Here is a 24306-nt window from a genome sequence, read left to right as displayed (position 1 = left end):
CCGAGGCTGCGCCTGCGAAAACGGCGGGAACACCACCCTTCGACCTCACGGATCCGAAGCGGATCAAGGCCGGCGAGAGCACGTTCAACTCCACGTGCGCCGCCTATTGCCATGGCCAGAACCCGACCCTGTTCGTGGACCGCACCGGCCTCAGCGAGGAGCACGTCTACAACACCATCCGCGATGGAGGGAAAGGGGCCACCCCGATGCCGCCTTGGGGCGACGTGTTCACCCATGAAGAAATCTGGGAGCTCGTGGCTTACCTGAAATCTCTTGGAAAGTGGTAGCCCGCGTCTCACGCGGCGCGGCAAGCGCGGCGTGCGTCCGGCGTTCTTTCAGCTCCGATCCTCCTCCCCGAGGACACCTGTGGAGCGGCTCGCAAACGCCTCTCCTTTGCGAGCCGCTCCATTTTTTAGAGGCCCGTCACGCCGAAGCCGGTGGCGTTTCGCCGTGCGGTCTGGCTAGTCGGATTCCCCAGGATCCGGCGATGGTTCGCCTTTGGGGTTTGGGGCGCTTTTGCGGATGCCGCTCGGAGGCTCGTTGTCCGACTCATCGGGGTCATCAGGGTTCTCGCCGAGGAAGTTCTCGCCGCCGATCTTTGAGATGTCGAGGAACAGCTCCTCCGGGCTCTTGCCCGCTTTCTTGGCCAGCTCGTGGAGCAGGGCCTTTTTCTCGGGCGAGAACTTTTCCTCGATGAACTGCTTCGCCTTGCCGATCTCTTCGTCGGTGTAGGCGAGGACCGTGTGGGATGAGACGGCGGTAAAAATTGCGATTGAGCAAAGCGCAAGAGCGGATCGCTTGACCATTGAACACGCCCTCTTGGGTGCTGCAATCGCTCCATACTGCAAATCGCCGAGCGGTTGTCACGCCCGCGGCTTACCTCCGTGATGGTAGCGGCGAAGGCGGATCGCTTTAGGAAGGCGATCGGACTGGGGCGCGTGAGCGCAAAATTGGCGGAGCTGACGGGCGCGCGTTCAAACTTCAGCCCGGAGGACTCGGGAGCAAGGCGACCCGGCGCGAGCGCCGCCCATGCGGAGCGCCCATGGGCGCGTGAGCCAAAGTTGGCGGAGAGAGTGGGATTCGAACCCACGAGACGGTTGCCCGCCTACACGCGTTCCAGGCGTGCGCCTTCAACCACTCGGCCATCTCTCCTGCGCAATCACCCGGCGCAAACCCGACGTGGAGCGGCGCACTATACTCATAACCGTCTCCGAGGCAACATCCGCACACGAAGCCGCTCCGGCCTTCTTTTTCCGCGTGTCTATGTTAGATCATGCGCGGGTTTGGTCGGGCGGTCCGCCGCCGAATTCTCGATCCGCCGAATTCTTGATCCGGATGCGTCGCATGGCCGTCTTTCGCTTCCTCGCCGCCGTCTTTCTGCTGGCCGCCGCCATCGCACTGGTCGTCGATGCAACGCCCGCGATCTATGGCGTGGGCCCCTTCAAGGCGACCGCCTTGAGCGCTCACTGGCACGATCTGGCGCCGAGCTCCTTCGAGGCTGCGAAAAAGGCGGTCACAGGCTTGAGCCCCGCCCTCTGGGACAGCCTGGTCGCCCCGGTCCTCGACATCCCGGCGTTCGTGACCTTCGGGGCACTGGCGCTTCTGAGCGGATACGCCGGACGCCGCCGCAGGACGGTCCGCATCTTCGTCAACTGAGCAGCGCTGCGAGCGCCTCTTATTTTTTCTGAGGCGCGAGTTTGCCGGACGCCGCGATGCCGGCCGATGCCGTCTGGCCGATCGGTGTTTCGCTCGCAAGGTCGTCGACGATGCCGATCACGATCAGGACGCCGAGCGCGCCGACCAGCCCGATGACCATGTTGTGGTGCGACTTGTTGAGCTCGGCGATCTGCGCCTCGTCGACCGCGTCCACCTCGTTCACCCGGCTTCCCTTGATGCCGAAGAACTTGCGGCGGAAGGAGCGGCGCACGTTACCGCGGTCGATCAAGGGCAGGCGCGCCCGCTCGGCGATCTTCTTGGCGATCTCGGGATAGGGGAATGCCGGATCGACGTTGGCCTCGCTGACGTAGCCGATCGGGACGGACTTCTCGTCCTTGGTGATTAGCCGCGCGCCCTTGAGCAGCACCGGCACCAGCGAGCCGCCGTAGATCTCGCGGCGAGTCTCGACCGTCTGCACCTGGTCGTAGGGAATATTGTAGGTCTTGTAGAATAGAAGCGGCGTCGGCCCGCGGCCCGACGGCAGCGTCATCTTGACGGAGGTTTCTCCGAGTTCGACCCGCGCCCGAAGCGAGAACAGGAGCTCGACGACGATCAGGAACATGAGAATTGTAAACGCTGCGGCCATGATGCCGAGCCCGATCGCGTCGAAGAAGAGGCCGTTCTTCACGCGCATGAAGATCATGGCGGGCAGGCTGGCAAAGAATGGCAGCAGGATGAGGAAAACGAAGGAGAAGAACGTCTTGCGCCCGCCGCTCACCTCGTAGATGTCGTGCTCGTGCTTGGTCCCGGAGGTTGCGCTCGATCCGCTTGCTGCTGCCTCGGCCATGCTCTGAACTCCCCGTACGCGCGTGGTCCCGCGATCTTTACCCGAGGCGCCGCGCGGAGTCACGGGGCGGCGCTTGGTAAATCAGCCCCTTTTGTCATCGGGGCGGCTCACGTGAGACGCGCACGCAACGTCTTTGCCGCAAATGAAACGAATTGCCGGACATGCGGCTTCGGATGGCGCACCGCCCGTTGCACCAGATGAACGGGAATAACGGTATCGTCGTACGGTGCGAGGATGGTTTTGAGCCGTCCGCGCGCAAGGGCGGCCTCGGCCTGATAGGACAGAACCCGCGTAACGCCGAGACCCGACACGGCGGCATCGATGGCCGCGTCGGCCGAGTTGACGGCAAGCCGCAGATCGACACGGACGACACGGCGGCCGTTCTTGGCGCTTTTGAACACCCACCGGCCGCCGCCGATGAGGTTCGAAAATCCGATACAGTCATGGTCCGCGAGCGCGGCGGGCGTCTCCGGCGTGCCGTGCTTGCTCAAATAGGCGGGCGCCGCACAGGTCAGGAGCCCGAGCGCACCGACACGCGTTGCGATGAGTGTGGAATCGGGGAGCGCGCCGATACGGAGGGCAACGTCGATGCCCTCCTCGGCAAGATCGATGACGCGGTCCAGCAATTGCAGCTTGACGTCGATCATCGGATGCTCGGCGAGGAACTTTGTGACGATCGGCAATATGTGGACACGGCCGAAGACTGCAGGCGCCGTGACCGCCACCTCGCCGGCAAGCGCGTGATCCCGCCCGCCAATGCGGCTCTCGGCCGCGTCGAGTTCTTCGAGGACGCGCTTGCACGTTTCGAGATAGTCGCGGCCGGCTTCGGTCAGTGACATATGCCGGGTGGTTCGCACGAGAAGGCTCGTGCCGACATGGGCCTCCAGCGCCGAAACAAGCCGGCTGACCGTCGTGAGAGGCTCGCCCAGCTCGCGTGCTCCGGCCGAGAGGCTGCCCGCGTGCGCAACAGTGCTGAAAACACTCATCGCGCGCAGCCTGTCCATGCGAGCCTCCCAGAAAACGGAAAGATGATTTTCAATCTTACCGGCTACTGCAGAGCCGATAAAGCGGCAACTTTGGAGGCATGCGGAACAGTAGGAGAGAACGCGATGCCACGGCTGTACGACCTCGAGCTCTCGGGCAACTGTTATAAGGTCCGTCTCTTGTGTGCCTTGCTGAAGGTGCCGCTTGAGATCGTTCCTGTCGACTTCCTGGCTGGTGAGCACAAAAAGAGCCCGCTGATCGGGATCAACCCGTTTGGTGAGATTCCCATCTTCGCCGACGGCGATCTGGTGCTGCGCGACAGCCAGGCCATCCTCGTCTACGTCGCGCGCAAATGGGGCAGCGAAGCGTGGTTGCCATCGGATGCCGCAGCGCTCGCCCGCGTGGTGCAATGGCTGATGGTGGCCGAGAACGAGATAGCGCGCGGGCCAAACGACGCGCGCCTGCACGACAAGTTCGGCATCGAGCTCGATATCGGTGCGGCGCGTGAGAAGTCTGTTCGCATCCTCGGCATTCTCGAGCAGCATCTCGCAACAACGAACTGGCTCGCCATGGATCGGCCGACGATCGCGGACATCGCGTGCATGCCGTACGTCGCGCTCGCCCGTGAGGGAGGATTGAAGCTGGACCCATATCCCGCCGTCGAGGCGTGGATTGCGCGCATCAAGGCCCTGCCGGGATTTATTGGTATGCCGGGCATCAGCCCGGATGGAAGGACGACATGAGCCACTATCCATCGGATGTCGCCTTTACACCGTCGGTGAAAGCCGAGCAGGAGCGGCACGGCTCGCGCAAACAGTATCGGCGCATGGAGACCGAGCACGGTTGGTCCAGCGCCATAACACCCGAGTTGGCGAAATTCATCGCTGGCATGAGATCATTCTATCTCGCGACGGCCAGCGCCGAAGGTCAGCCGTACATTCAGCACCGCGGCGGTCCTGCGGGGTTCCTGAAAGTGATCGATGAGACGACGCTCGCGTTCGCCGACTATCGCGGTAACCGGCAGTACATCACCGCCGGAAATCTGGCAGAGAACCCGCGTGCGTACATCTTCCTGATGGATTACGCGCATCGTGTCCGGGTGAAGATTTGGGGCGAAGCCAAGGTGGTCGAGGACGACCCTGCATTGCTTGAGGGTCTCGTTGATCCGGCGTACGGCGCCATTCCCGAGCGCGCCATCGTGTTCTCCGTGAAGGCATGGGACCGCAACTGTCCCCAGCACATCCCCCGCCTCATTCCGGTCGAGGACGCGGCGGCCGCGTTTGCGGGCTTGGAGCAGCGTGTTGCCAGCCTCGAAGCCGAGAACGCGGAACTAAAGGCCGCTCTTCAGAACCGCACTCCCGCGATCACGTGATAACTCAGATGGCTGAACGCTAGGGCGTTGTCCGGGCTATGCAATTCCGCTAGCGGCGAATGAGGACCGCCGTCTGCATGGCTCGGCCCATCCGGATTTTTCCAACAGCGTTTTCGAAGCGCCGGGTCACGTGCTAGGGTCGCGTACCGAGGGGATCAGGATTGCACGAAAGCGGCAGGTTCAGGCGCCGCAGAGAACGAAGCAGCGCTGGACCGGCAGGCGTGCCGGCGGCGTCGGGGTGGAGCGTCGAGCCATGTGGAAGTCCAAGAAGCTGTCGGGAAGTCTGGCAACCCTGTCCGCCCTCGCGCTGGCGCTGTCGGTGCCGCCGGCCCTGGCCGCTCCGAAAGAATTCTCGTTCAGCGAGAAAGCCAACGACCGCCTCGCCAAGAAGCTCAATATCCCGATCTTCTTCACGGTCCCGACCAGCACCTGGGCCGAGCTGCCCAAATCCTTTGACACCACGGACGTCCTGGTCGATTTCAAGCATCCGGACGCCATAAAGACCAACAGCGATGCCGGGCTGCGCATCGTTTCCACGCCGCGATCCGGTATGGCGGCGCGGCTTGCCAAAAGCGGCATCTTCCAGACTGGCGATATCCTGCTCTCCTTCCGCTCCGAGTGGGGCGGCGCCGGAGCCTATCCCAACGTTCAGATGGGCATCAGCCACACCGGACTCGCCTATATCAAGGACGGCAAGCTGCGCAACATCGACAACCCGATGAACGAGGAATACCTCGGCAAGGGCATGAGCGCCGATCTCACCAGCGCCCACTACAAGGATGTGAAATACATTCATGTCATCCGGCCGCGCGGGCTCACGGACGCCGAACGCACCAACATCGTCGCCTGGGCGACCCGCCTCAACAGCAGCGCCGGTCGCGTCTATCCGAGCCAGATCAAGTTCAACGACGACTACAACGCGCCGAAGTTCAAGCCTGGGCATTCGCTGAGCTTCGTGCAGCGCCTCGGCCAGATCGCGCTCGGCCAGAACCCGCCCGGCGTGCTGGACGTCTATTGCTCGGAGTTCGTTTGGTCGCTGCTCGCCATGCGCGACTGCGATCCCGACAAGACAGCCGAGGATTTCAAGGGCACGCGGGTTCCCTCGTGCGTCAAGCCGCCGATGACCCCGCTGGTCGCCACCGGAAATTCCGTGCCGAACGCCGGGCGCTCGTCCCGGATCGGCCTTGCCGACGGCCCCCTGACCGTCATCGACGAGCTGAAGATATCCGCCGACGATCGCAAGGCCTTGCTCGAGAAGGTGTTCGTCGAGAACCCGGCCGGCCTCAAGAAGATGTCGGAAGGCCACCGCAAAGTGGCCCAGGAGATGCAGCCCCGGTTCGCGACGCTGAAGGATTATTATCTCGGCGTGAGCGGCGGCACGGCCATGCAGCGCCTGCGGGCGCGGTTGATCAGGAGCACGTTCAACGTCGCCGTCCCCGAGAATTACTCGCCGACATCGTACCTGCTGAACACGCTGCTGCCCAAGGACAACGCCAACCGCACGATGGATTACGTCGCGACCATCGTCATCGAGTAGCGCTGTCCGAGGGTTTTGCGCGGCTGCGGGAACGCGTGCGTGCGGCGACATGAGCAGCCGCACGCTGAACGGCTCGGTCAGGCTGGGTCATTGCTCCAGATCTGCACCTCGGCAGGCTTTGCGAGATGTCCTAGGAATGTCTTCAGGACCCCTGTGGAATCGCGCCACGCCATGTAGGCCTGCTGGTCCTCGATCGCATCCCACTCCTGAACAAGCAGGAAATCGTCGGTCGCCTCCTGACCGACGAACGTCTTGCAGGAGCGACAGCCGCGGGCTTTGCGCGTATCGGGCAGGATCTCTGCGAGAAACCTTTGGAACGACTTCGGATCGGACGGCGTCAAGCGCAGGGTGACGACGATCGGAGAATGCGACATGTGGGTCTCCTGACGAAGAAGGAAGCGAATGTAGTATTGACCATTTGGTCAATACGTGATCGACATGAGATCGCACGTGCGTAGTAAGTAACCAAGTGGTCAACAGGTCGCACCAAGCATAAGTCCGTAGGTGATCGTATGGCGAATTCGAACAGCCATCCCCGGGAAAAGCCGGCTCGCACGCGTCTCGATCCCAAGCGGCGCGAGGAAGAGATCGTTGCCGGCGCCGTTCTCTATTTTTCCGAGGTCGGGTTCGATGGCGGCATGCGGGATCTGGCGGCGCGTCTCGGCGTCTCGCATGCGCTTCTGTTCCGTTATTTTCCGACCAAGGAAGCGCTCGTGGATCGTGTCTACGACCGCATATTCCTCGGCCGGTGGGACCCCACGTGGGACGCGCTGCTCGACGATCGAACGCTGGACCTGTCGCAACGCCTCGTAGCCTTCTACACGCCCTACCTGAGGGCAATAGACAACCCGGCATGGGTAAGGACGTTCGTTTATGCCGGCCTCGCAGGCATCAATATCAATCGACGATATTTGCAGCTGATCCGCCGCAGGGTGATCGAGCCCGTCGCCAAGGAGTTGAGCAGGCTGACCGTCAAAAGCGATTCCGACGCGCCACCCTCCGAGGCAGCGCTTGAGCTGTCGTGGGGTCTGCACGGCGAGATATTCTATTTTGCCATCCGGCGCTGGATCTATGGAGTGAAGGTCGGCGCGGACCTCGAAACATTCGTCGCCCTGGTGGTGGCCAAGTTTCTCGAAGGCGCGCCACAGGCCCTCGCCGGCAAAGCCGCCGGATCATGAGGACTGAGCCCTTGCCGGCGCTATTGCGAGTCCTCGGCTGTCTTGGAATTCTCCGCCGCCTCGTCGCAGGTCACCATGCGCCAGAACGCGGCCATCTTGGCGGCGTCGTGATACTCATCAAGCCGCACGATCTTGCGCCCGCGATACGTGACGATCTGACGGTAGCAGCCCGATAGCACATGTCCGGTGCGCCGATGCCGAATATAGGCCTCCACCTTCGCTCGCCCGATGCCGTCCTCGAACTGGAAGTGCTCGGTCGCGGTCGCGCTTTCCGCGACGGCAAGGATCGAGCGCAGAAATGTGCGCAAGCCTTGCTTTCCTTGGATGATGTACGGGATGCCGTCCAGAGAGCCGGCGTTGCACCAATAGGTCACGTCGTCGTCGTAGTAAGCGAGCATGGCTTCGACGTCGCCCCGGCTCCAGGCATTGTGCGCGGAGTCCAGTATTTCCCGCGCCAGCTCTGCGTCCAATTTCTTCAATGGCAATCCCCATCAACGCGACCGACGGGCCAAGGAGGATGAAATGCGACCCCCGCACCGTATGGACTCGAAATAATAGCGTCATGGCACAAGCGGCGTCGTGCTTACAATCAAACTACCTTAGGATGCTCCATTCGCAATTTGAAGTGGCAACTGTTCCCGCGTAACCACGCGCCTGAAAAGCGGACAAACATAGAGGAAATTAAACGGCCTCCCGTTCCGCCTCCCGCTTGCGCTCCTGCTTCTTGCGCTCGTTGGGATCGAGCCAGCGCTTCCTGAGCCGGATCGATTTCGGCGTCACTTCGACCAGTTCCTCGTCCGTGATGTAGCTCATGGCCCGCTCGAGGGTGAGCTTGATCGGTGGCGTCAGCAGCACCGCGTCGTCCTTGCCCGAGGCGCGGACGTTGGTGAGTTTTTTGCCTTTGACGACGTTCACTTCGAGGTCGTTGTCGCGCGTGTGCTCGCCGACGATCATGCCGATATAAACCCGCGTCTGCGCCCCGATGAAGAACGGGCCGCGATCCTGCAGGTTGAAGATGGCGTAGGCGGCCGCTTCTCCATCCGAGTTCGAGATCAGCACGCCCGTGTGGCGCCCGGAGATCTCGCCCTTGTAAGGCTCGTAAGCATGGAACAGCTTGTTCATGACGGCCGTTCCGCGCGTGTCCGAGAGAAGCTCCGCCTGGTACCCGAGCAGGCTTCGCGTCGGCACATGGAACACCATGCGCGTCCGTCCGCCTCCCGAGGGACGCATCTCCAAGAGCTCGCCTTTCCGCTCCGAGAGTTTCTGCACGATGATGCCGGTATGGCCTTCATCCACGTCGATGATCACTTCCTCGACCGGTTCTAGCCTTTGTCCCGTGGCCTCGTCGGTCATCAACACGACCTTCGGACGCGAAACCGTGAGCTCGAAGCCCTCGCGGCGCATGTTTTCGAGAAGGATCGCGAGCTGCAGCTCGCCTCGCCCGGCGACGTCGAAAGAGTCGCCGCCCTCCGTCGAAGGCGTAACGCGGATGGCGATGTTGCGCTCGGCTTCCCTCAGCAGACGGTCGCGGATGACGCGGCTCTGGACCTTGTCGCCTTCCTGGCCGGCGAACGGCCCATCGTTGATGCGGAATGTCATCGACAGCGTCGGCGGGTCGACCGGCTGCGCCGCGATGGGGCCCTCCACGGAAGGATCGCAGAGCGTGTCGGCGACGGTCGCTTCGCTCATGCCCGCAACTGCCACGATCTCGCCGGCCTGTGCTTCGTCGACGGGAACGCGATCGAGGCCGCGGAAGGCGAGAACCTTGGTGACGCGGAACGACTCGATCAGTTTGCTGTCGCGATCGAGTGCCTTGAGCTGCTGGTTGGGCTTGAGCGTCCCCGAGGTGATGCGGCCCGTGAGAATGCGTCCGAGGAAGTTGTCGGCCTCGAGCGTCGTCGCGAGCATGCGCGCCGGCCCCGGCTCGACAGTCGGTGGCGGCACATGGGCGACGATGAGGTCGAACATCGGCGCCAGGTTTTCTTTGGGCCCCGCGGGATCGAGCGCCATCCATCCGTTGCGGCCGGAGCCGTAGAGCACCGGAAAGTCCAGCTGCTCGTCGGTCGCGTCGAGATTGGCGAAAAGATCGAAGATCTCGTTCAGGACGTCGAGGTGCCGTTCGTCCGGGCGGTCGATCTTGTTGATGGCGACAATCGGCCGGATGCCGCGCTTCAAGGCCTTGGAGACGACGAATTTCGTCTGCGGCAGCGGCCCCTCCGAGGCGTCGACCAGCACCACGACGCCGTCGACCATGTTGAGAATGCGCTCCACCTCGCCACCGAAGTCGGCGTGGCCCGGCGTGTCGACGATGTTGATGCGCGTGCCCTTCCAGACCACGCTCGTGCACTTGGCGAGGATGGTGATGCCGCGTTCGCGCTCGAGGTCGTTGCTGTCCATCGCCCGCTCGGCGACCTTCTGGTTGTCGCGGAAGGATCCGGACTGCTTGAGCAGCTCATCGACGAGGGTCGTTTTTCCGTGGTCGACGTGCGCGATGATCGCGATATTGCGGATATCCATGATGTCCTGACGGGGTGTGGGCGCAACTTGGCCGGTCTTCGCGGCGTGTGCGCTGCAAAAATCTGGCGCGGAGGTAGCACAACCCGTGCCCCATCGCCAGTGACAGGACAGCGCCCTTGCTGAAAAAACGGGCCTGAATTGGGCTCTAGACCCCTCTGGGGCCCGCCGCGCCGTGCCCCGTAGGGGACTGGCTCGCCTGCTCCGCCTCGTAGAGCCGATGCAGATAGGCGTCGAGGTCCGGCCGCGGCGACGGCAGCTGGTCCTGGGACTTGCGCTGCCGATCCTGCCGCACCCGCGCGCCGCGGGTCGCGCCGGGCTGCTTTTTACGCCGGCCGGCGGAGATCAGGAGCGGGTGCTCCGGCTGATCGAGGTCCAGCTCCTCGAGCATCGTCTCGCGCAGGGCATAGAACGACTGCAGGATGGCTTCGCGCGCGAGTTTCTTCTCTTCCGCCGGGATGTCGGTCCGTTTGCGCGGGTCGACGGATTGCAGTGCGCGGCGCATGTCGTGCAGGGGCGCATAGGGGTAGAGGCCCACGAGATCGTCGGTCTCGCCGGCGTTCGCATACACGATCCGCATGTTGTCGATGGTCTCGGAAATGCGGCAGAACGCGGCCAGGTAGTCGTCCGTCGAGACGTAGGGCTTCTCGCAATAGGTGTAGAGCGCCGACTTGGTGCGCACGATGCCGCGCCACTCCTCCTCGAGGCTCTCGACGAATTTCGAACGCTTCTGGAAGACGTTGGCGAGATAGGCCGCCACCACCGTCACGAACACCAGCGCCATGTCCTTGAGATAATCGTAGAGGTCCCGTGCCGCCGCCTCGAAAGGTGTACCGGCGATCCCTGGGATACGGTCGGCGAATTTCGCGGCGAGCGAGATGACAAGCACCAGGGTCAGGACGACGTAGGCGCGGCGGAGCGTGCGGTTCAGGGAGGCGCGGGTCATGGGGCGGGCTTTTTTCGGTAGGCGCGAGGCAGGACGGGTGAGCGTGACCGCGTGACGACGGCATTTCAAGGGCAGCACGACCCGCCGTGTGGCCTTTCAGCCGGGCGCCACCGTCCCGCGCCACTGGCACCGAAAAGATCTCTGACGAACGGGAGCTTTTTGCATATCAGATGGGAATTATAGGAAGAAAATCGTCCTGGTTCTGAGGCTTATTGGCAACGTACAGACAATAAAGTCGCTCGCCCTCGGCGGCAGGAACTCGTCCTATTTCGCTCGGCCACCTCTTCCGTATCGTGACGTCCGTAATTTTACGTCCGTGCGTATCGGGAGAGAAAACAATGATCGGCCGTCGGGCAAAGATTTGCATTGTAGTGGCTGGCTTGGCCGTTCCGACGGCGCTTGAGGCCCATGTCGTCGGTAAGAGCCCCCATCCGGCAACATCCGGTCTCGTCCAGCCGGTTCAGGCGACCCAAGGTGCCGCTCCTGCGCAGAAGGCGCTGCCCGAGGTCGAGGTCATCCAGCAGAAGCCCCAGAAAAAGGCCGCTGCCGCACCCAAGCCCAAAGTCTCTCCAAAACCCCAGCCGGCGCCGGCCGAGGTGTTCGAGCCCGCCCCGCCACAGGAGGCGACCTTTGCGGTCCCCCCGGGTCCGGGCTCCGTCAGCGTGTCGCCGCTTCCGGGCGCCGAAGTGCCGATCGAGAAGATCCCGCGCGGCGTGACAAGCCTGTCGTCGGCCGACATCGACCGCGACGGCTCCGTCATCCCGCAGGATTTCTTGAACAGCCGGGTTCCGGGCGTGGTTGTCGACGACCTGCAGGGCAATTCGTTCCAGACCGGCGTCCAGTATCGCGGCTTCGAAGCGTCTCCCGTCAACGGTCTGCCGCAGGGCCTCGCCGTCTATCAGAACGGCGTGCGCATCAACGAGGCGTTCGGCGACACCGTCAATTGGGACTTCATCCCCGAGAACGCCATCGGCGACATCGCCATCATGGGATCCAACCCGATCTTCGGGCTGAATGCCATCGGCGGTTCGCTGGCCATCACCATGAAGGACGGCTTCACCTACCAGGGTGCCGAGGTCGACACGCGCTTCGGATCCTTCGGCCGCAAGCAGGTCGCCGCCGAGGCGGGCATGAGGAGCGGCGCCTTCGCTCTCTATGGCGCCTTCGAGGGCATCAACGACGACGGCTTCCGCGACTTCTCCGATGCTGAGGTTCGCCGCGGTTATGCCGATCTCGGCGTCAAGACCGAGAATGCCGAGTTCCACTTCAACTTTACCGGCGCCGACAACTACGTCGGCGTGACCGCAGCTGTGCCGCCGGAGCTGCTGGCCTACGGCGACGAGCGCACCTTCACCTCGCCGCAGACGACCTACAACGAGATGCAGATGTACTCGCTGAATGGCACCGTGAAGGCGACGGACACGCTGACCTTCTCCGGTGTCACCTACTACCGGCACTTCAAGCAGAAACACGACGACGGCAATATCGCCGAGTTCGAGCCGTGCGTGAACAACGGCAACCCGGGCGATCCCACGGCCGGAAACCTTTGCACCGAGGAGAACGAGGAGATCTTTGATGCGGCGACCGGGGCTCCGATCGTCTTTCCGGCCGACGTGGCCGGCTCCATCGATCGCACGTCACAGGATGCGCAGGGCTATGGCGTCGCGCTGCAGGCCGCAGACAAGTCCAGGCTGTTCGGCCTCGGCAACACATTCGTGATCGGCACCAGCTATGATCGCGGCGAGGTGGACTACGGGGCTTCGAGTCAGCTCGGCAGCTTCCTGCCCAAGTTCGTCGTCGCGCCCACGGGGCCGCTCCTCGGCGGGCCGAGCACGATCCAGCCGCGCTCCCTCACCACCACCAACGACTATTTCGGCCTTTATGGCGTCGATACGTTGGACCTCACGGACCAGCTTTCGCTCACCGTGGGCGGGCGATTCAACTATGCGCGCGTCAAGATCGAGAACGAGGGAGATCCCTCTCTCGACACGCTGAACGGTCTCAACGAATTCTATCGCTTCAATCCCTCGGCCGGCTTGACCTACAAGGTCAGCACCGGCCTCTCCCTCTACGGCGGCTATTCGGAAGCCAACCGTGCGCCGACGGCGTCCGAGATCGCCTGCTCCGATCCCGAGAACCCGTGCATCATCGAAAGTGCGTTGGCGTCCGATCCTCCCCTGGAGCAGGTGGTATCGAAGACGTGGGAAGCGGGTCTGCGCGGCGAGCAGTTTTTCAACGCCGGACGCGAGAAGCTCGACTGGAGCTTGGGCTACTTCCTCACCGACAACTCCGACGACATCATCCAGATCGCGGACTCCCAGCAGGGCCGCGGCTACTTTGCGAACTTCGGCGACACGCGCCGTCAGGGCATCGAGGCCGCCATCTCGTATCGCACGCCGAGCTTCTTCACCTACGCGAGCTATGCCTACGTCGATGCAACGTTTGAATCTTCAGGCATCATTCCGTCCGAGAACAACCCGGCCGCGGAGGATTGCCCGGTGACGTCGCCGTCGGGCGGCGACGATCCGACCTGCGTCTTCGTGAGCCCCGGCGATCGCTTGCCCGGCATTCCGCGCCATCGCTTCAAGGCGGGCTTCGACTATTGGGTCACGCCCAAATGGATCTTCGGCGCCGACCTCATCTCGGCCAGCAATCAGATCTTCTACGGCGACGAAGGCAACGACAACACGCCGCTCGCGGGCTATTACAAGATCAACCTGCACACGGCCTACAACATCACCGACAACATTCAGGTCTACGGCCTTGTCGAGAATCTGACCGACCAGCGCTACGGCATCTACGGAACCTACATCAACGTCGAGGCGGCCAACGAGGCGGCGGAGGCGGACCCCTCCCTCAACGGCGACGAGACCTTTGCCGAGGGCAACGCCAAGACCATTACGCCGGCCATTCCCTTCGCGGCCTACGGCGGCATCAAGTTTAAGTTCTAGGTTCGCAAGGTTGCTCTGTCTGCAAGCCCTCGATGCGGTTCAACTGCGTCGAGGGTGCAGCCAGGCTCAGAAGTTGATGTTCTGGATGACCCAGCTTCCGCCGAAGGCGATCAGCCCGGCGACGATGATGTAGGGCAGGATTGTCACCAGCACGCCCAAGAGGCCGATGAACGCTTTGAGGATCTTCTCCGCGGCGTCCCAGAGCTCGCGCAGCGCCTTGTAGAGCACATAGACGATTCCGACCACCACCAGCACTAGCACGGCGATCTTCCACGCCGGCAAGCTCTGCCAATCCGAATGAAAGATGGTGATGATCTGGCCGAAGGACCACGTCCAGATGAGCTTGAAGAAATCGAAGATCCAGGCAATGCCTTGCTGCAGAAACTGCACGATCTTGTTGATGATCTCGTTCACGTTACGAACTCCCCACGCACCATCCCAGCCGTCCGCATACTAACCATGGCCACCGTCCGTGTCGAACGGGTGACGGCGTCCTTCGCGGCCGCGACGTGGCAAAAGAAAAAGTGCCGGGGTGAGGACCCCGACACTTGGAATCTCGCAACGTCGCGATGCCTTACGGGCACCACCAGATCGGCCCCACGATAATGCAGCCACGCCTGTGCCAGTCACCGGGGCGACGGTCATAGCGGTGCCAGCCGCGGGGCGCGTCCTTATAGCGTCCACCAGGACGCAGGCCGTGCCGATGCCCTTTGCGGAACCTCTGATTGTAGCCTTTTTTGTAGGGTCCCTTTTTGTACTGAACCTGCGTGACGCCGTCTGAATGGAGGGCAGCACTGGCATGTCCGGTTGCGCCCGTTGCAGCGGGCATGGCGGCACTGGCAGGCGCCGTGCAAGCGAACGCGAGCACGGCAGCGGATAGCGCGAAAACAGCGGTCTTCAATGCAAATCTCCTCGGGGGTTTCGGCGTGATCGTGATGGCAGTGAAACGGCCCGTGCGCGCGAGCGTTCCATCTCGAAGCCCCGCCACCGAATTTGTAATCTTCCGGTAAAGTATGGCGGCCGCAAACACGCTGTGCGGTTGCAATCTCCGCACAGAGATCAATCCGTTGTCGCGTTGCTTCGGCCCTCGGGGCAAATGCCCCTCACGGCACCACGGTCACGAACAGATACGCGGCAAGGATCACGAGGTGCACCACGCCGTGCAGAACGGTAGTGCGCCCCGTACCGAGCGTGATCGTCGCCACGAACAGCGACAGAAACAGGAGCGCGAGCCCCTTCGGGTCGAGCCCAAGCACGAGCGGAATGCCGAGCGTGAGCGAGACCACGGACACCGCCGGGATGGTGAGTCCGATGGTCGCCAGCGCCGAGCCGAGAGCAAGATTGAGGCTCGTCTGGATGCGGTCGCGGCGTGCGGCGCGGAATGCGGCGAGGCTTTCCGGCGCCAGAACCAGGGCCGCGATGATGATGCCCACCACCGCCAGCGGCAGGCCGGCTGCCAGCACGGCCGCTTCCACGGTCGGGGCGAGCGTCTTGGCCAGGAGCACCACCGACACGAGCGCCACCAGAAGGATGCCGAAGGCGATCCAAGCCGTCCCGGCGTCCGGCGGCTCGGCATGCGTATCGTGGGTCGGTGTCTCGTCGGAGGGCAGGAAGTAATCGCGATGACGAACAGTCTGCACCATCACGAACGTGCCGTAGAGAATCAACGACACCACGGCGACGAAGACGAGTTGCGACGGCACATAGGCTGCCCCTCCTGCACTCGTCGTGTAGTTGGGGAGCACGAGCGAAAGCACGCTCATGGCTGCCAGCACGCACAACGCCGCGCTGACGCCGCGGAGCGTGAACCGCTGCTCGTGATGACGCAGCCCGCCTGCCAGGAGGCAAAGGCCCACGATTCCGTTGAGGATGAGCATGATGGCGGCAAACACTGTGTCGCGCGCGAGCGTGGACGAGTCGGACCCGGCCGAGAGCATCAGCGAAACGATCAGCGAGACCTCGATCACGGTCACGGCCACCGCGAGGACGAGCGTGCCGAACGGCTCGCCGACGCGGTGCGCCACCACCTCCGCGTGATGGACGGCGGCAATTACCGAGCCGATAAGCACCATGATCGCCGCCAGCGTCCCTGCCGCGCCGAGCGACTTCAAAGGCAAAAAGATCGCGATGATGCCGAGCACGGGAAACGCGATGGACCACGCCGGCAGCGCGAGCCAGCGATTGCTGGAAGTTTCAACAGTCATCGGAATGAAAACCCTTCAAATTGTAGAGCTTGCACATAGCAGGCTTTCCGCCGAGGGCAAAATTACGGGCTCCGTAAGCGCGGCGGGCTCGTCCCTATCGCGGCGCCTGGCGCAGGCGGGCACTTGCGCAAGTTGAACGGCTACGCTGCAATATCGGCCGCATCGAGCTTGGGATTGCCTTGATGTCGCTGGTATGCACGAGAGACAGCCATGCACTACGTCCTCTTCTACGACTACGTCCCCGATTATCTGGAGCGGCGCGGCCCGCTGCGCGAAGCGCATTTCGCTCTGGCCTCGATCGCGATCGAGCGCGGCGAGCTCTTTCTCGGCGGCGCTTTCGCCGGACCGGCGGACGGCGCAATGATCGTCTTCTCCGGAAGCTCACCCGCGGTCGCCGAGAATTTCGCCAGGGCCGATCCCTACGTAGCGCAAGGGCTCGTCACCCGGTGGTGGGTGCGAGAATGGACCACTGTCGTCGGCAAGGATGCCGCCAATCCGCTGACGAGACCGGCAACCGCCTGATCGCCGCGCGAAGTGGCGCGTGCGCAATTCGGGTTTCGCCCCCGTTCGCCGTCGCCGGCAGGCGGTCTACTGCACGGACTTGCGTTGGCTGCTGTGATACTTGCGCGGAATTTCCCCGGCGTCCGCCAGTGCATCGAGGCAGCGGCTCGAGATGTTGCCGCCGGCGGAGCGCATGCAAGAGCGGAGCTGCGGGGTATCGAGCTTGTAAGAGGGGCAAAACTTGTAGAAGTCGGACTTGCACGCCGATTTCACGCGGCCGCTGTAGGCATGCGCCGTACCGGCCGCCGCAATCAGTCCGAAGCTCATGGCAAATGCCGCGAAGATCTTCGTTTTTGTCACCATCAGTCTCCTTTTCCGAGCACCCTCCCGAGATGCTGCCTCGCTATTTCCCCCGGTTGCGCATTTCGAGCGTCCTCAGCCGCAACGCATTGAGCTTGATGAAGCCGGCTGCATCTTTCTGGTCGTAGGCGCCCTTGTCGTCTTCGAAGGTGACGAGCGTCGGCGAGTAGAGCGACTTCGGGCTCGAGCGGCCGACGACGATGACGTTGCCCTTGTAGAGTTCGAGCGTCACCTCGCCTTCCACATGCTCTTGCGATTTGTCGATCATCGCCTGCAACATCTCGCGCTCGGGCGAGAACCAGAAACCGAAGTAGACGAGCTCCGCGTAGCGCGGCATCAGTTCGTCCTTCAAGTGCATGGCGCCGCGGTCGAGCGTCAGGCTTTCGATGGCGCGGTGGGCCTGCAGCAGGATCGTGCCGCCGGGCGTTTCATACACGCCGCGCGATTTCATGCCGACGAAGCGGTTCTCGACGAGATCGATGCGCCCGATGCCGTTGTCCCGGCCGAGGTCGTTGAGCGCCTTCAGGAGCGTTGCAGGCGAGAGCCTCTTGCCGTCGAGAGAGACGGCGTCGCCCTTCTCGAAGCCGATTTTGATGGTCGTGACTTTGTCCGGCGCAGCCATGGGCGAGATGGTGCGCTGATAGACGATCTCCGGGGCCTTCTTCGCAGGATCCTCGAGCACCTTGCCTTCGGACGACGAGTGCAGAAGGTTGGCGTCCACCGAGAACGGCGCCTCGCCTTCCTTGTCCTTGGCGACCGGGATCTGGTTCTTGCGCGCGAACTCCAAAAGCTCCTCGCGGCCTTTGAACGCCCACTCGCGCCAGGGTGCGATGATCTTGATGCCGGGCTCGAGCGCGTAATAGGTGAGCTCGAAGCGCACCTGGTCATTGCCCTTGCCGGTGGCGCCGTGACAAACGGCATCCGCGCCGGTCTTGCGCGCAATCTCGATCTGCTTTTTGCCGATCAGCGGACGGGCGATGGACGTGCCGAGCAGGTAGATACCCTCGTAGAGCGCGTTGGCCCGGAACATCGGGAACACGTAGTCCCGGACGAACTCCTCGCGCAGATCCTCGATGAAGATGTTCTCGGCCTTGATGCCGAGCATGAGTGCCTTCTCGCGGGCCGGCGCCAGCTCCTCACCCTGGCCCAGGTCGGCCGTGAAGGTCACCACCTCGCAGCCGTAGGTCTCCTGCAGCCACTTGAGGATGATCGAGGTATCGAGACCGCCCGAATATGCGAGCACCACCTTCTTGATGTTCGGCTTGCCGTCTTTCGTGCCCATGACCCCGACCTCTTCCCCTCTCGGAATTGTCCATGCTCCGACCGTGGCCTTGAGCGGGCCGGGGAGCGCGAGTGCCTTACAATCCTGCTCGAGGGATCGCAAGGCGCACACCGTCTCAGCGAACCCACAGTTAATCCCCTGGTCCGGATCGTTCCGCACTCTGCTGGTCCGGGGCATGAATCGTCGCCCGGACAAAGACCTAGCGCGCATTGAGGGACCAAGTCGGCCTTGGCTTTAGGCCACCGAGGGAGAAATCTCCATCATCTCGCCGTGTTTTTTTCCGTAGACTCGCTAATGTGGCGGGCGTCTAGCTGAAAAGAATCAAGCGTTCCAAGCGTCGAACTAAGAATCAAAAGCGCTTTGGGGGAAACGATTGTGAACCAAATATCGGCCGCGCTCCGGATCTCCGTTTATGTCGCGATGGGTCTGCTCGTCGGCGGTGTTCCGTCTCTGGCGCAATCGCCGGCGCCCACCATCACCATCAATGGCGATGCAGCAGGCAGCGCGCCCGAAGCCGCAACCGAGGCTCCCGCCGCCGCGCCGGCCGCCACCGAAGCGCCGGCCCCAGCCGCAAAGGTCGTCCCCGCCGCGACGCCTCCCGCCGCCAAGAAAAAGCAGAGCACCGAGGTACTGCCCTGGACGAACAAGCCCCTGGCTCCGGCCACCGCCGCCGCTCCGACCGGCGATGTCGCCGCCACGGAGGCAGCCGCTGCGCAATGCTCGGCGCTGTTCGAGGCTGCGTGTCGTGACCTCAAGACCTGCGCGTGGGTGGCGGACGTGGCGTTGCAGGATGGAACACAGGTTCCGGCACGGTGCGTAGCCCGCCCGCCGGCCCCGCCCAAGAAGTCCGCCACCAAGAAGCAGGCCCCGCCGAAGAAGACGGCGGTCGCTCCGGAGGAAGCGCATTCCTCGGGCGCGGCCCCGGCCGTAAAGGCATCCGTCACGCGCATCGAGGACGAGCAGCCGGCGAAGACGGAGCACAAGAAGACGGAGAAGAAGGAAGCTGCGGCCGCCCCCGAGCCTGACGCTCAGCCCGAGGCGCCCGTTGCGGAAGTCGAGAAGCCGAAGCAGCCGGAAAAACCCAAGGTGGAGCCCGTCAAGGTGGAGCCCGTAAAGCAAGCCGATTCGGCTCCTTCCGGCGCGCCCATCGTCGTCAAGCCGCCACAGCATTCGTCGCCGGGTGCGTCGGCGAAAATGCCGTCGTTCGGCTCGGTATCACCCATCATGCCGGGTGGCGGCGACGCCGTAGTCGTGACGGTACCGCCGAGCCAATAGCCCTGCGGTGGTGTCGACCAAAGGCAAGCGTGGATCGGATCAGCCCCAAGGCAGCTTGAAGTGGGCCGTGAAGGGCGCCAGCATGAGCGCGCTGAGCCAGGTCCTGGGCGTGATGATCTGCGCCACCGCGAAGCCGCTCTCCGAGCGGTAGCTCGAAAATACGCGGTTGAGCGACGCCTGCGCGACGCTGGCAGCATCCATGGCAGCAACGTTGGCTTCCGCAGCCGGGAGAGCGACCGCCCGCGGCACGCCAGCCGTCATCATGGCGTAGGCCATGGGCCAACTCGTCGGATTGCCCTCGAGCGGGAACAAGCCCCACCAGGCCCGCACCGGAGCGAACATGGGCGAAGCAGCCCAAGCGTTGGAGAGGCGAACGAAATCAGGCATTGCCGGGATCGACGACGGCTCGGCGGCCATCGGTGTCGAAACGGCCGAACGATAGGGGCGCGGTCCGGAAACGAGCTGCAGGCGCGGCGTCCGCTCCTCATCGTTGCGCAGGGGGGACTGCGTGGCCGCCTGTGCCCAGAAATCCAGGGTCTGATTGGCAAAGGCCGCATAGGCGGCAGACGCTGCGCGCACATAGCCGAAAGCGGCGGTTGCGTAGCTCTTTGCGAAGCGCTGGGAAAGGTCGCTCTGAATGTGATCCATCACTGCGGTCCTTGTCTCGATGGCGCGAACGTATCGCACACTCCATTGTGCATCGCAACAAGATAGGCGCCGGCAAGCCCCCACGCAACGGGGGAGACAGAAAAATTAACCTAAAAGAATGGCGGAAATGGAGGGGTTTAGGCGTCAGATGCCCGCTTCTTCGGCACTGCGACATACCAATAGGTAAGGCCGCCAGCAAACCCGGAAGCGAGGTAGGCGGCAAGGGCATACCGGTTCAGGATGGTCGCCGGCCCCGCCTCGCCCGCGTACTGGGCGAAGAAGCCGGCTGTGGCGATCACCAGGCCGATGGTGACGAAGTACAGCACCGACCGGGTCGGCCGCCATCCGGCAAACATTGCGGCCAGGATTGCGAACGGCGCCGAAAAGACCGCCGACTGAGTGGCGGCGAGAAGCACCAGCAGCCCGAGGCTATCGAGGCTACCGGCATACGTGCCCCGCAGCAGATCGCCGCCGGCGACGAACGCTACTTGCACAGCCCCGGCCGCTAGCACGGCGGCGACGAAGCCGAAGACGAACCGGATCAGCGCGACGAGCATCCTTCCCCCTGAAGGTCGTTTCGGGGTCGAACCATGTGTTGTGGAGGCTTGTTTCGGCAACCCGGCGCTAGCCTACGAGAGAGATGTGACGCGCTCAAGCGTTCCGGCCGGCGAGTAGCCAATAGACGAAGCCGCCCGCAAAGCCCGCGGTCGCAAACACATGCCAGAGCGCGGGGAGCGAATAGGTCATCGTGCCGGGATCGATGCGCACCAGGAGCGGGATGACGGCCATCGCGACGCCGCCGCCGACGAGATAGTAGAGCCACGAGCGGATGCGGGCCACCTCGCCGACGATGACAACCAGCAGCGCCGGGATGATCGTCGCGCCGGAGGCGATCAGCGTGCCCTGCCACGCCACGTCGAAAGCGGCCGAGATCGTCTCCTCGCCGTCGAGGTTGTGCACCGCGTGTGTGATCGTCTCCAGCCCGAGCGTGACCAGCACGAACATGGCCGCGGCGGCCGCGATGAGGAACGCGATCGGAATCCAGATCAGCCGTCCGATGGTTTTGAGCACCATGTGCCGTCAGGCTCCCGGCTCGGCCGCATCGGCGCTGGGCTGCGACCGATCCCGCGCGCGCAGCTTCACGCTCTCGCTCTTGAGCTGCCCGCACGCGGCGAGGATGTCGCGCCCACGCGGCGTGCGCACGGGGCTTGCGTAGCCGGCCTTGTTCACGATGTCCGCGAACTTCTCGATGGTCTCCCAGTCCGAGCACTCATAGCGCGAGCCGGGCCACGGATTGAACGGAATGAGGTTGATCTTGGCTGGAATTCCGGCGAGCAGGCGAACCAGGGCTTTCGCGTCTGCCGGGCTGTCGTTGACGCCTTTCAGCATCACGTACTCGAACGTGATGCGTTTGGCGTTCGACGCCCCGGGATAGGTGCGGCAGGCGTCCAGAAGCTCCTTGAGCGGATACTTCTTGTTGATCGGCACCAGCTCGTCGCGCAGTGCGTCGCGTGTCGCATGCAGCGAGATGGCCAGCATGGTGCCCGACAGCTCGCCCCAGCGGGCGATCTCAGGCACCACGCCCGAGGTCGACAGCGTGATGCGCCGCTTGGAGAGCGAGATGCCCTCGCCGTCGGAGGCGATCTCCATCGCCTCGCGCACGTTGTCGAAATTGTAGAGCGGCTCGCCCATGCCCATCAGAACGACGTTGGTGATCTTGCGCTCTCCCGCTGGCAGGAGACCTTTGTCGTCGGGTCGTTGCGCGCCGGGCCAGTCGCCGATGCGGTCGCGCGCGAGCAGGATCTGGCCGACGATCTCGGACGCGTCGAGGTTGCGCACCAGCCGCTGCGTGCCCGTGTGGCAGAAGCTGCAGGTGAGCGTGCAGCCCACTTGCGACGAGATGCAGAGCGTGCCGCGGTCGCTTTCCGGGATGTAGACGGTCTCGATTTCCGGCGCGCGCGCCTCGTGCCCCCGTTTGGGAAGCCGCAGCAGCCACTTGCGCGTGCCGTCGACGGACACTTGCTCGGCGACGATCTCCGGCCGCTCGAGCGTAAAGCGCGCTTCGAGCGCCGTGCGCAGCTCCTTCGAGACGTCGGTCATCTGGTCGAACGACGTCGCGCCGGTGATATAGAGCCAGCGCCAGAGCTGGATCACGCGCATGCGGAGCTGCTTTTCGGGCACGCCCGCGGACGCGAGCGCCTCGCGCAGCCGCTCGCGGCTCATGCCGGCCAGCGTCGGCCGGAAGGGCGCTTCCGCACCCTCCGCTCCCTGCCCCGCTTTGGACGGCGTCTGATCGAGAACCAGTGTCATGACGGCTTCTTCTACAGATTCCGCTGGCGGTGCGAAAGTCCGGCGGGCGGCGGCAAAGTGGTAACCTTTTCCACGTGGGGCCGATCCGCTATAAGGCGGCACGCTTTCCGCGCCCAAAGTACCGGACATGCGCCGTCCGCTCCACCTGCTCCTTCCTCGTCGCGTCGAAGGCTAGCCGACGCGACGAGGAAGGATTTGGCAATCGAGCGCCCCAGAAACCTGCCAGAAACCTAGACGAGAAGTTCTTCACCATGGCCAAGAACGACAAAGATGCTCCCCGGCGGCCGGTCGCACGCCTTCCGAAAGGCATGCGCGACATCGGCGCCGACGAGCTGCGCCAGACCCAGGCCATGCTGGACAAGATCCGCGCCGTCTACGAGCGCTACGGATTCGAGCCGCTGGAGACACCGGCCTTCGAGTATACCGACGCGCTCGGCAAGTTCCTCCCCGACCAGGACCGTCCCAACGCGGGTGTGTTCTCGTTCCAGGACGAGGACGAGCAATGGTTGAGCTTGCGCTATGACCTGACGGCGCCGCTCGCCCGCTACGTGGCCGAGAACTTTCAGGACATGCCGAAGCCGTTCCGTCGCTACGCAACCGGCTCGGTCTTCCGCAACGAGAAGCCGGGCCCTGGCCGCTTCCGCCAGTTCACGCAGTTCGACGCCGACACGGTGGGTGCGGAGAGCGTCGCGGCGGATGCCGAGATGTGCATGCTCGCCGCCGACACGCTGGAGGCCCTCGGCATTCCCCGCGGCCAGTACGTCATCAAGGTCAACAACCGCAAGGTGCTCGACGGCATCATGGAGTCGGTGGGGATCAATCTCACGGACAGCTTTACAAAGCTGGCCGTGCTTAGATCTCTCGACAAGATGGACAAATTCGACGCGAAGGACGTGCGTCTTTTGCTCGGTCCTGGCCGCAAGGACGAGTCAGGTGACTTCACAAAGGGTGCGGGCCTCGAACCCAATCAGATCGATGGACTGATGGGATTTGTTTCGCAGCCGTTGCCGAATGCAGGCGAGGGCGGCATCACAGCGACGCGCTTCGGTGGCTTCGAAGCAACCGATCTCTACGTACAGGGAGTTCTGGAACTTCAGGAGCTATCGCTGCTGGTGCAATCCTCGGGGTACGGGCTGGATCGAATCCGAGTTGACTACTCCGTCGTCCGCGGCCTCGAATATTACACCGGCCCCGTCTTCGAGGCCGAGCTACTGATCCCCACCACCGACGACAAGGGCAACCCCGTCCGCTTCGGCTCCGTCGGCGGCGGCGGCCGTTACGACGATCTCGTCGCCCGCTTCACCGGCCAGAAGGTCCCCGCCACCGGTTTCTCTATCGGCGTCTCGCGCCTGCAGGCCGCCCTCAACCTCATCGGCCGCGCTCCGGCCCCCACGCTTGGCCCGGTCGTCGTCACGGTGATGGATAAGGACCGCATCGCCGACTACCAGAAGCTGGTGCAGCGACTGCGCGAGGCGGACATCCGCGCCGAGTTGTATCTCGGCAATCCGAAGAAGTTCGGCCGCCAGCTCGAATATGCCGACAAGCGCGGCTCCCCCGTCGCCGTCATCCAGGGCTCCACCGAGCGCGACGCCGGCGAGGTGATCCTGAAAGACCTGATCGAGGGCGCCAAGGCCGCGGCCGCCATCAAGGGCAACAAGGAATGGAAGGAGGCCCGCCCCGCGCAGATCTCTGTCCCCGAGGCGAAGCTGGTGGACGCCGTGCGCGAGATCCTCGCCCGGCA

At 63.6% G+C, this 24306-nt stretch carries 26 protein-coding genes and 1 tRNA gene; 10 read left to right on the top strand and 17 right to left on the bottom strand.

What is annotated here, in order from left to right:
• The coding region (locus QZV93_RS14910) for a cytochrome c (protein WP_295559417.1) at positions 1 to 287 on the top strand (287 nt) is incomplete at its 5' end.
• 174 nt (positions 288 to 461) lie between these two features.
• On the opposite strand, the gene QZV93_RS14905 is transcribed toward QZV93_RS14910, so the two are convergent.
• Both QZV93_RS14905 and QZV93_RS14900 read right to left on the bottom strand, forming a co-directional pair.
• The gene (locus tag QZV93_RS14905; RefSeq protein WP_295559416.1) at positions 462 to 806 is read right to left on the bottom strand and encodes a hypothetical protein; all 345 of its coding nucleotides are present in this window, start codon (positions 804 to 806) and stop codon (positions 462 to 464) included.
• 256 nt (positions 807 to 1062) lie between these two features.
• Positions 1063 to 1152: transfer RNA gene (locus QZV93_RS14900), tRNA-Ser, on the bottom strand.
• 192 nt (positions 1153 to 1344) lie between these two features.
• Here QZV93_RS14900 and QZV93_RS14895 point away from each other — a divergent pair.
• On the top strand, positions 1345 to 1656 hold the full coding sequence (locus tag QZV93_RS14895) for a hypothetical protein (protein ID WP_295559415.1): 312 nt from the start codon (positions 1345 to 1347) through the stop codon (positions 1654 to 1656).
• A gap of 19 nt (positions 1657 to 1675) precedes the next feature.
• Here the strand turns inward: QZV93_RS14895 and QZV93_RS14890 are convergent, their stop codons facing one another.
• Together QZV93_RS14890 and QZV93_RS14885 are read right to left on the bottom strand one after the other, a co-directional pair.
• On the bottom strand, positions 1676 to 2503 hold the full coding sequence (locus tag QZV93_RS14890) for a hypothetical protein (protein ID WP_295559414.1): 828 nt from the start codon (positions 2501 to 2503) through the stop codon (positions 1676 to 1678).
• 107 nt (positions 2504 to 2610) lie between these two features.
• Positions 2611 to 3489 carry a LysR family transcriptional regulator gene (locus QZV93_RS14885; RefSeq protein WP_295559413.1) on the bottom strand — a complete coding sequence of 293 codons (879 nt, stop codon included), beginning with the start codon at positions 3487 to 3489 and terminating at the stop codon, positions 2611 to 2613.
• On the opposite strand from QZV93_RS14885, the gene QZV93_RS14880 reads away from it, so the two are divergent.
• The 3 genes from QZV93_RS14880 (at position 3463) to QZV93_RS14870 (ending at position 6396) form a co-directional block, all read left to right on the top strand.
• Complete coding sequence (locus QZV93_RS14880) at positions 3463 to 4230, top strand: glutathione S-transferase (protein WP_295559412.1); 768 nt, start codon at positions 3463 to 3465, stop codon at positions 4228 to 4230. The two genes, QZV93_RS14885 and QZV93_RS14880, sit on opposite strands and share 27 nt — an antisense overlap.
• Entirely contained in the window at positions 4227 to 4859 is a 633-nt protein-coding gene (locus QZV93_RS14875) for a pyridoxamine 5'-phosphate oxidase family protein (RefSeq protein WP_295559411.1), read from the top strand. Before QZV93_RS14880 ends, QZV93_RS14875 begins: the two co-directional genes overlap by 4 nt.
• Positions 4860 to 5112: 253 nt before the next feature.
• On the top strand, positions 5113 to 6396 hold the full coding sequence (locus QZV93_RS14870; protein ID WP_295559410.1) for a hypothetical protein: 1284 nt from the start codon (positions 5113 to 5115) through the stop codon (positions 6394 to 6396).
• 77 nt (positions 6397 to 6473) lie between these two features.
• Here the strand turns inward: QZV93_RS14870 and QZV93_RS14865 are convergent, their stop codons facing one another.
• Complete coding sequence (locus QZV93_RS14865) at positions 6474 to 6770, bottom strand: antibiotic biosynthesis monooxygenase (protein WP_295559409.1); 297 nt, start codon at positions 6768 to 6770, stop codon at positions 6474 to 6476.
• Between the two features lie 138 nt (positions 6771 to 6908).
• Here QZV93_RS14865 and QZV93_RS14860 point away from each other — a divergent pair, with 138 nt between their 5' ends.
• Positions 6909 to 7574: a TetR/AcrR family transcriptional regulator gene (locus QZV93_RS14860; protein WP_295559408.1), complete on the top strand. Its 666-nt coding sequence runs from the start codon at positions 6909 to 6911 to the stop codon at positions 7572 to 7574.
• 20 nt (positions 7575 to 7594) lie between these two features.
• On the opposite strand, the gene QZV93_RS14855 is transcribed toward QZV93_RS14860, so the two are convergent.
• The 3 genes from QZV93_RS14855 to QZV93_RS14845 all read right to left on the bottom strand — a co-directional run bounded on the left by QZV93_RS14855 (position 7595) and on the right by QZV93_RS14845 (position 11034).
• On the bottom strand, positions 7595 to 8053 hold the full coding sequence (locus QZV93_RS14855; RefSeq protein ID WP_295559407.1) for a nuclear transport factor 2 family protein: 459 nt from the start codon (positions 8051 to 8053) through the stop codon (positions 7595 to 7597).
• Between the two features lie 202 nt (positions 8054 to 8255).
• Entirely contained in the window at positions 8256 to 10091 is a 1836-nt protein-coding gene (typA, locus tag QZV93_RS14850; RefSeq protein WP_295559406.1) for a translational GTPase TypA, read from the bottom strand.
• 145 nt (positions 10092 to 10236) lie between these two features.
• The gene (locus tag QZV93_RS14845) at positions 10237 to 11034 is read right to left on the bottom strand and encodes a hypothetical protein (protein ID WP_295559405.1); all 798 of its coding nucleotides are present in this window, start codon (positions 11032 to 11034) and stop codon (positions 10237 to 10239) included.
• A 338-nt stretch (positions 11035 to 11372) separates the two neighbouring features.
• Here QZV93_RS14845 and QZV93_RS14840 point away from each other — a divergent pair, with 338 nt between their 5' ends.
• Positions 11373 to 13985, top strand: a complete 2613-nt coding sequence (locus QZV93_RS14840) for a TonB-dependent receptor (protein ID WP_295559404.1) — start codon at positions 11373 to 11375, stop codon at positions 13983 to 13985.
• Positions 13986 to 14051: 66 nt separating this feature from the next.
• On the opposite strand, the gene QZV93_RS14835 is transcribed toward QZV93_RS14840, so the two are convergent.
• The 3 genes from QZV93_RS14835 to QZV93_RS14825 all read right to left on the bottom strand — a co-directional run bounded on the left by QZV93_RS14835 (position 14052) and on the right by QZV93_RS14825 (position 16189).
• Positions 14052 to 14399 carry a hypothetical protein gene (locus tag QZV93_RS14835; RefSeq protein ID WP_295559403.1) on the bottom strand — a complete coding sequence of 116 codons (348 nt, stop codon included), beginning with the start codon at positions 14397 to 14399 and terminating at the stop codon, positions 14052 to 14054.
• Between the two features lie 160 nt (positions 14400 to 14559).
• Positions 14560 to 14886 (bottom strand): hypothetical protein, encoded by a 327-nt coding sequence (locus QZV93_RS14830; protein WP_295559402.1) that lies wholly within the window; start codon positions 14884 to 14886, stop codon positions 14560 to 14562.
• 202 nt (positions 14887 to 15088) lie between these two features.
• A complete protein-coding gene (locus QZV93_RS14825; RefSeq protein WP_295559401.1) occupies positions 15089 to 16189 on the bottom strand; it encodes an ionic transporter y4hA in 1101 nt (366 codons plus the stop codon).
• A gap of 210 nt (positions 16190 to 16399) precedes the next feature.
• On the opposite strand from QZV93_RS14825, the gene QZV93_RS14820 reads away from it, so the two are divergent.
• Positions 16400 to 16711: a YciI-like protein gene (locus QZV93_RS14820; RefSeq protein ID WP_295559400.1), complete on the top strand. Its 312-nt coding sequence runs from the start codon at positions 16400 to 16402 to the stop codon at positions 16709 to 16711.
• Positions 16712 to 16777: 66 nt separating this feature from the next.
• Here the strand turns inward: QZV93_RS14820 and QZV93_RS14815 are convergent, their stop codons facing one another.
• Positions 16778 to 17053 carry a hypothetical protein gene (locus QZV93_RS14815; protein ID WP_295559399.1) on the bottom strand — a complete coding sequence of 92 codons (276 nt, stop codon included), beginning with the start codon at positions 17051 to 17053 and terminating at the stop codon, positions 16778 to 16780.
• 40 nt (positions 17054 to 17093) lie between these two features.
• Positions 17094 to 18332 (bottom strand): argininosuccinate synthase, encoded by a 1239-nt coding sequence (locus QZV93_RS14810; RefSeq protein WP_295559398.1) that lies wholly within the window; start codon positions 18330 to 18332, stop codon positions 17094 to 17096.
• Between the two features lie 375 nt (positions 18333 to 18707).
• Here QZV93_RS14810 and QZV93_RS14805 point away from each other — a divergent pair, with 375 nt between their 5' ends.
• Positions 18708 to 19607 carry a hypothetical protein gene (locus QZV93_RS14805; protein ID WP_295559397.1) on the top strand — a complete coding sequence of 300 codons (900 nt, stop codon included), beginning with the start codon at positions 18708 to 18710 and terminating at the stop codon, positions 19605 to 19607.
• A 39-nt stretch (positions 19608 to 19646) separates the two neighbouring features.
• Here QZV93_RS14805 and QZV93_RS14800 read toward each other — a convergent pair whose 3' ends face one another.
• From QZV93_RS14800 to rlmN, 4 genes are all read right to left on the bottom strand, one after another.
• Entirely contained in the window at positions 19647 to 20255 is a 609-nt protein-coding gene (locus QZV93_RS14800) for a hypothetical protein (RefSeq protein ID WP_295559396.1), read from the bottom strand.
• Positions 20256 to 20392: 137 nt separating this feature from the next.
• A complete protein-coding gene (locus tag QZV93_RS14795; RefSeq protein WP_295559395.1) occupies positions 20393 to 20812 on the bottom strand; it encodes a hypothetical protein in 420 nt (139 codons plus the stop codon).
• Positions 20813 to 20906: 94 nt separating this feature from the next.
• The gene (locus tag QZV93_RS14790; RefSeq protein WP_295559394.1) at positions 20907 to 21329 is read right to left on the bottom strand and encodes a hypothetical protein; all 423 of its coding nucleotides are present in this window, start codon (positions 21327 to 21329) and stop codon (positions 20907 to 20909) included.
• Positions 21330 to 21335: 6 nt separating this feature from the next.
• Entirely contained in the window at positions 21336 to 22565 is a 1230-nt protein-coding gene (rlmN, locus tag QZV93_RS14785; RefSeq protein ID WP_295559393.1) for a 23S rRNA (adenine(2503)-C(2))-methyltransferase RlmN, read from the bottom strand.
• Positions 22566 to 22816: 251 nt separating this feature from the next.
• On the opposite strand from rlmN, the gene hisS reads away from it, so the two are divergent.
• The coding region (hisS, locus tag QZV93_RS14780; protein ID WP_295559392.1) for a histidine--tRNA ligase at positions 22817 to 24306 on the top strand (1490 nt) is incomplete at its 3' end.

It is taken from the genome of uncultured Hyphomicrobium sp. (assembly GCF_902826555.1).
GTDB lineage: Bacteria > Pseudomonadota > Alphaproteobacteria > Rhizobiales > Hyphomicrobiaceae > Hyphomicrobium_C.
The sequence above is the reverse complement of the archived record's forward strand: the minus strand, read 5'-3'. Positions and strand labels throughout refer to the sequence as shown.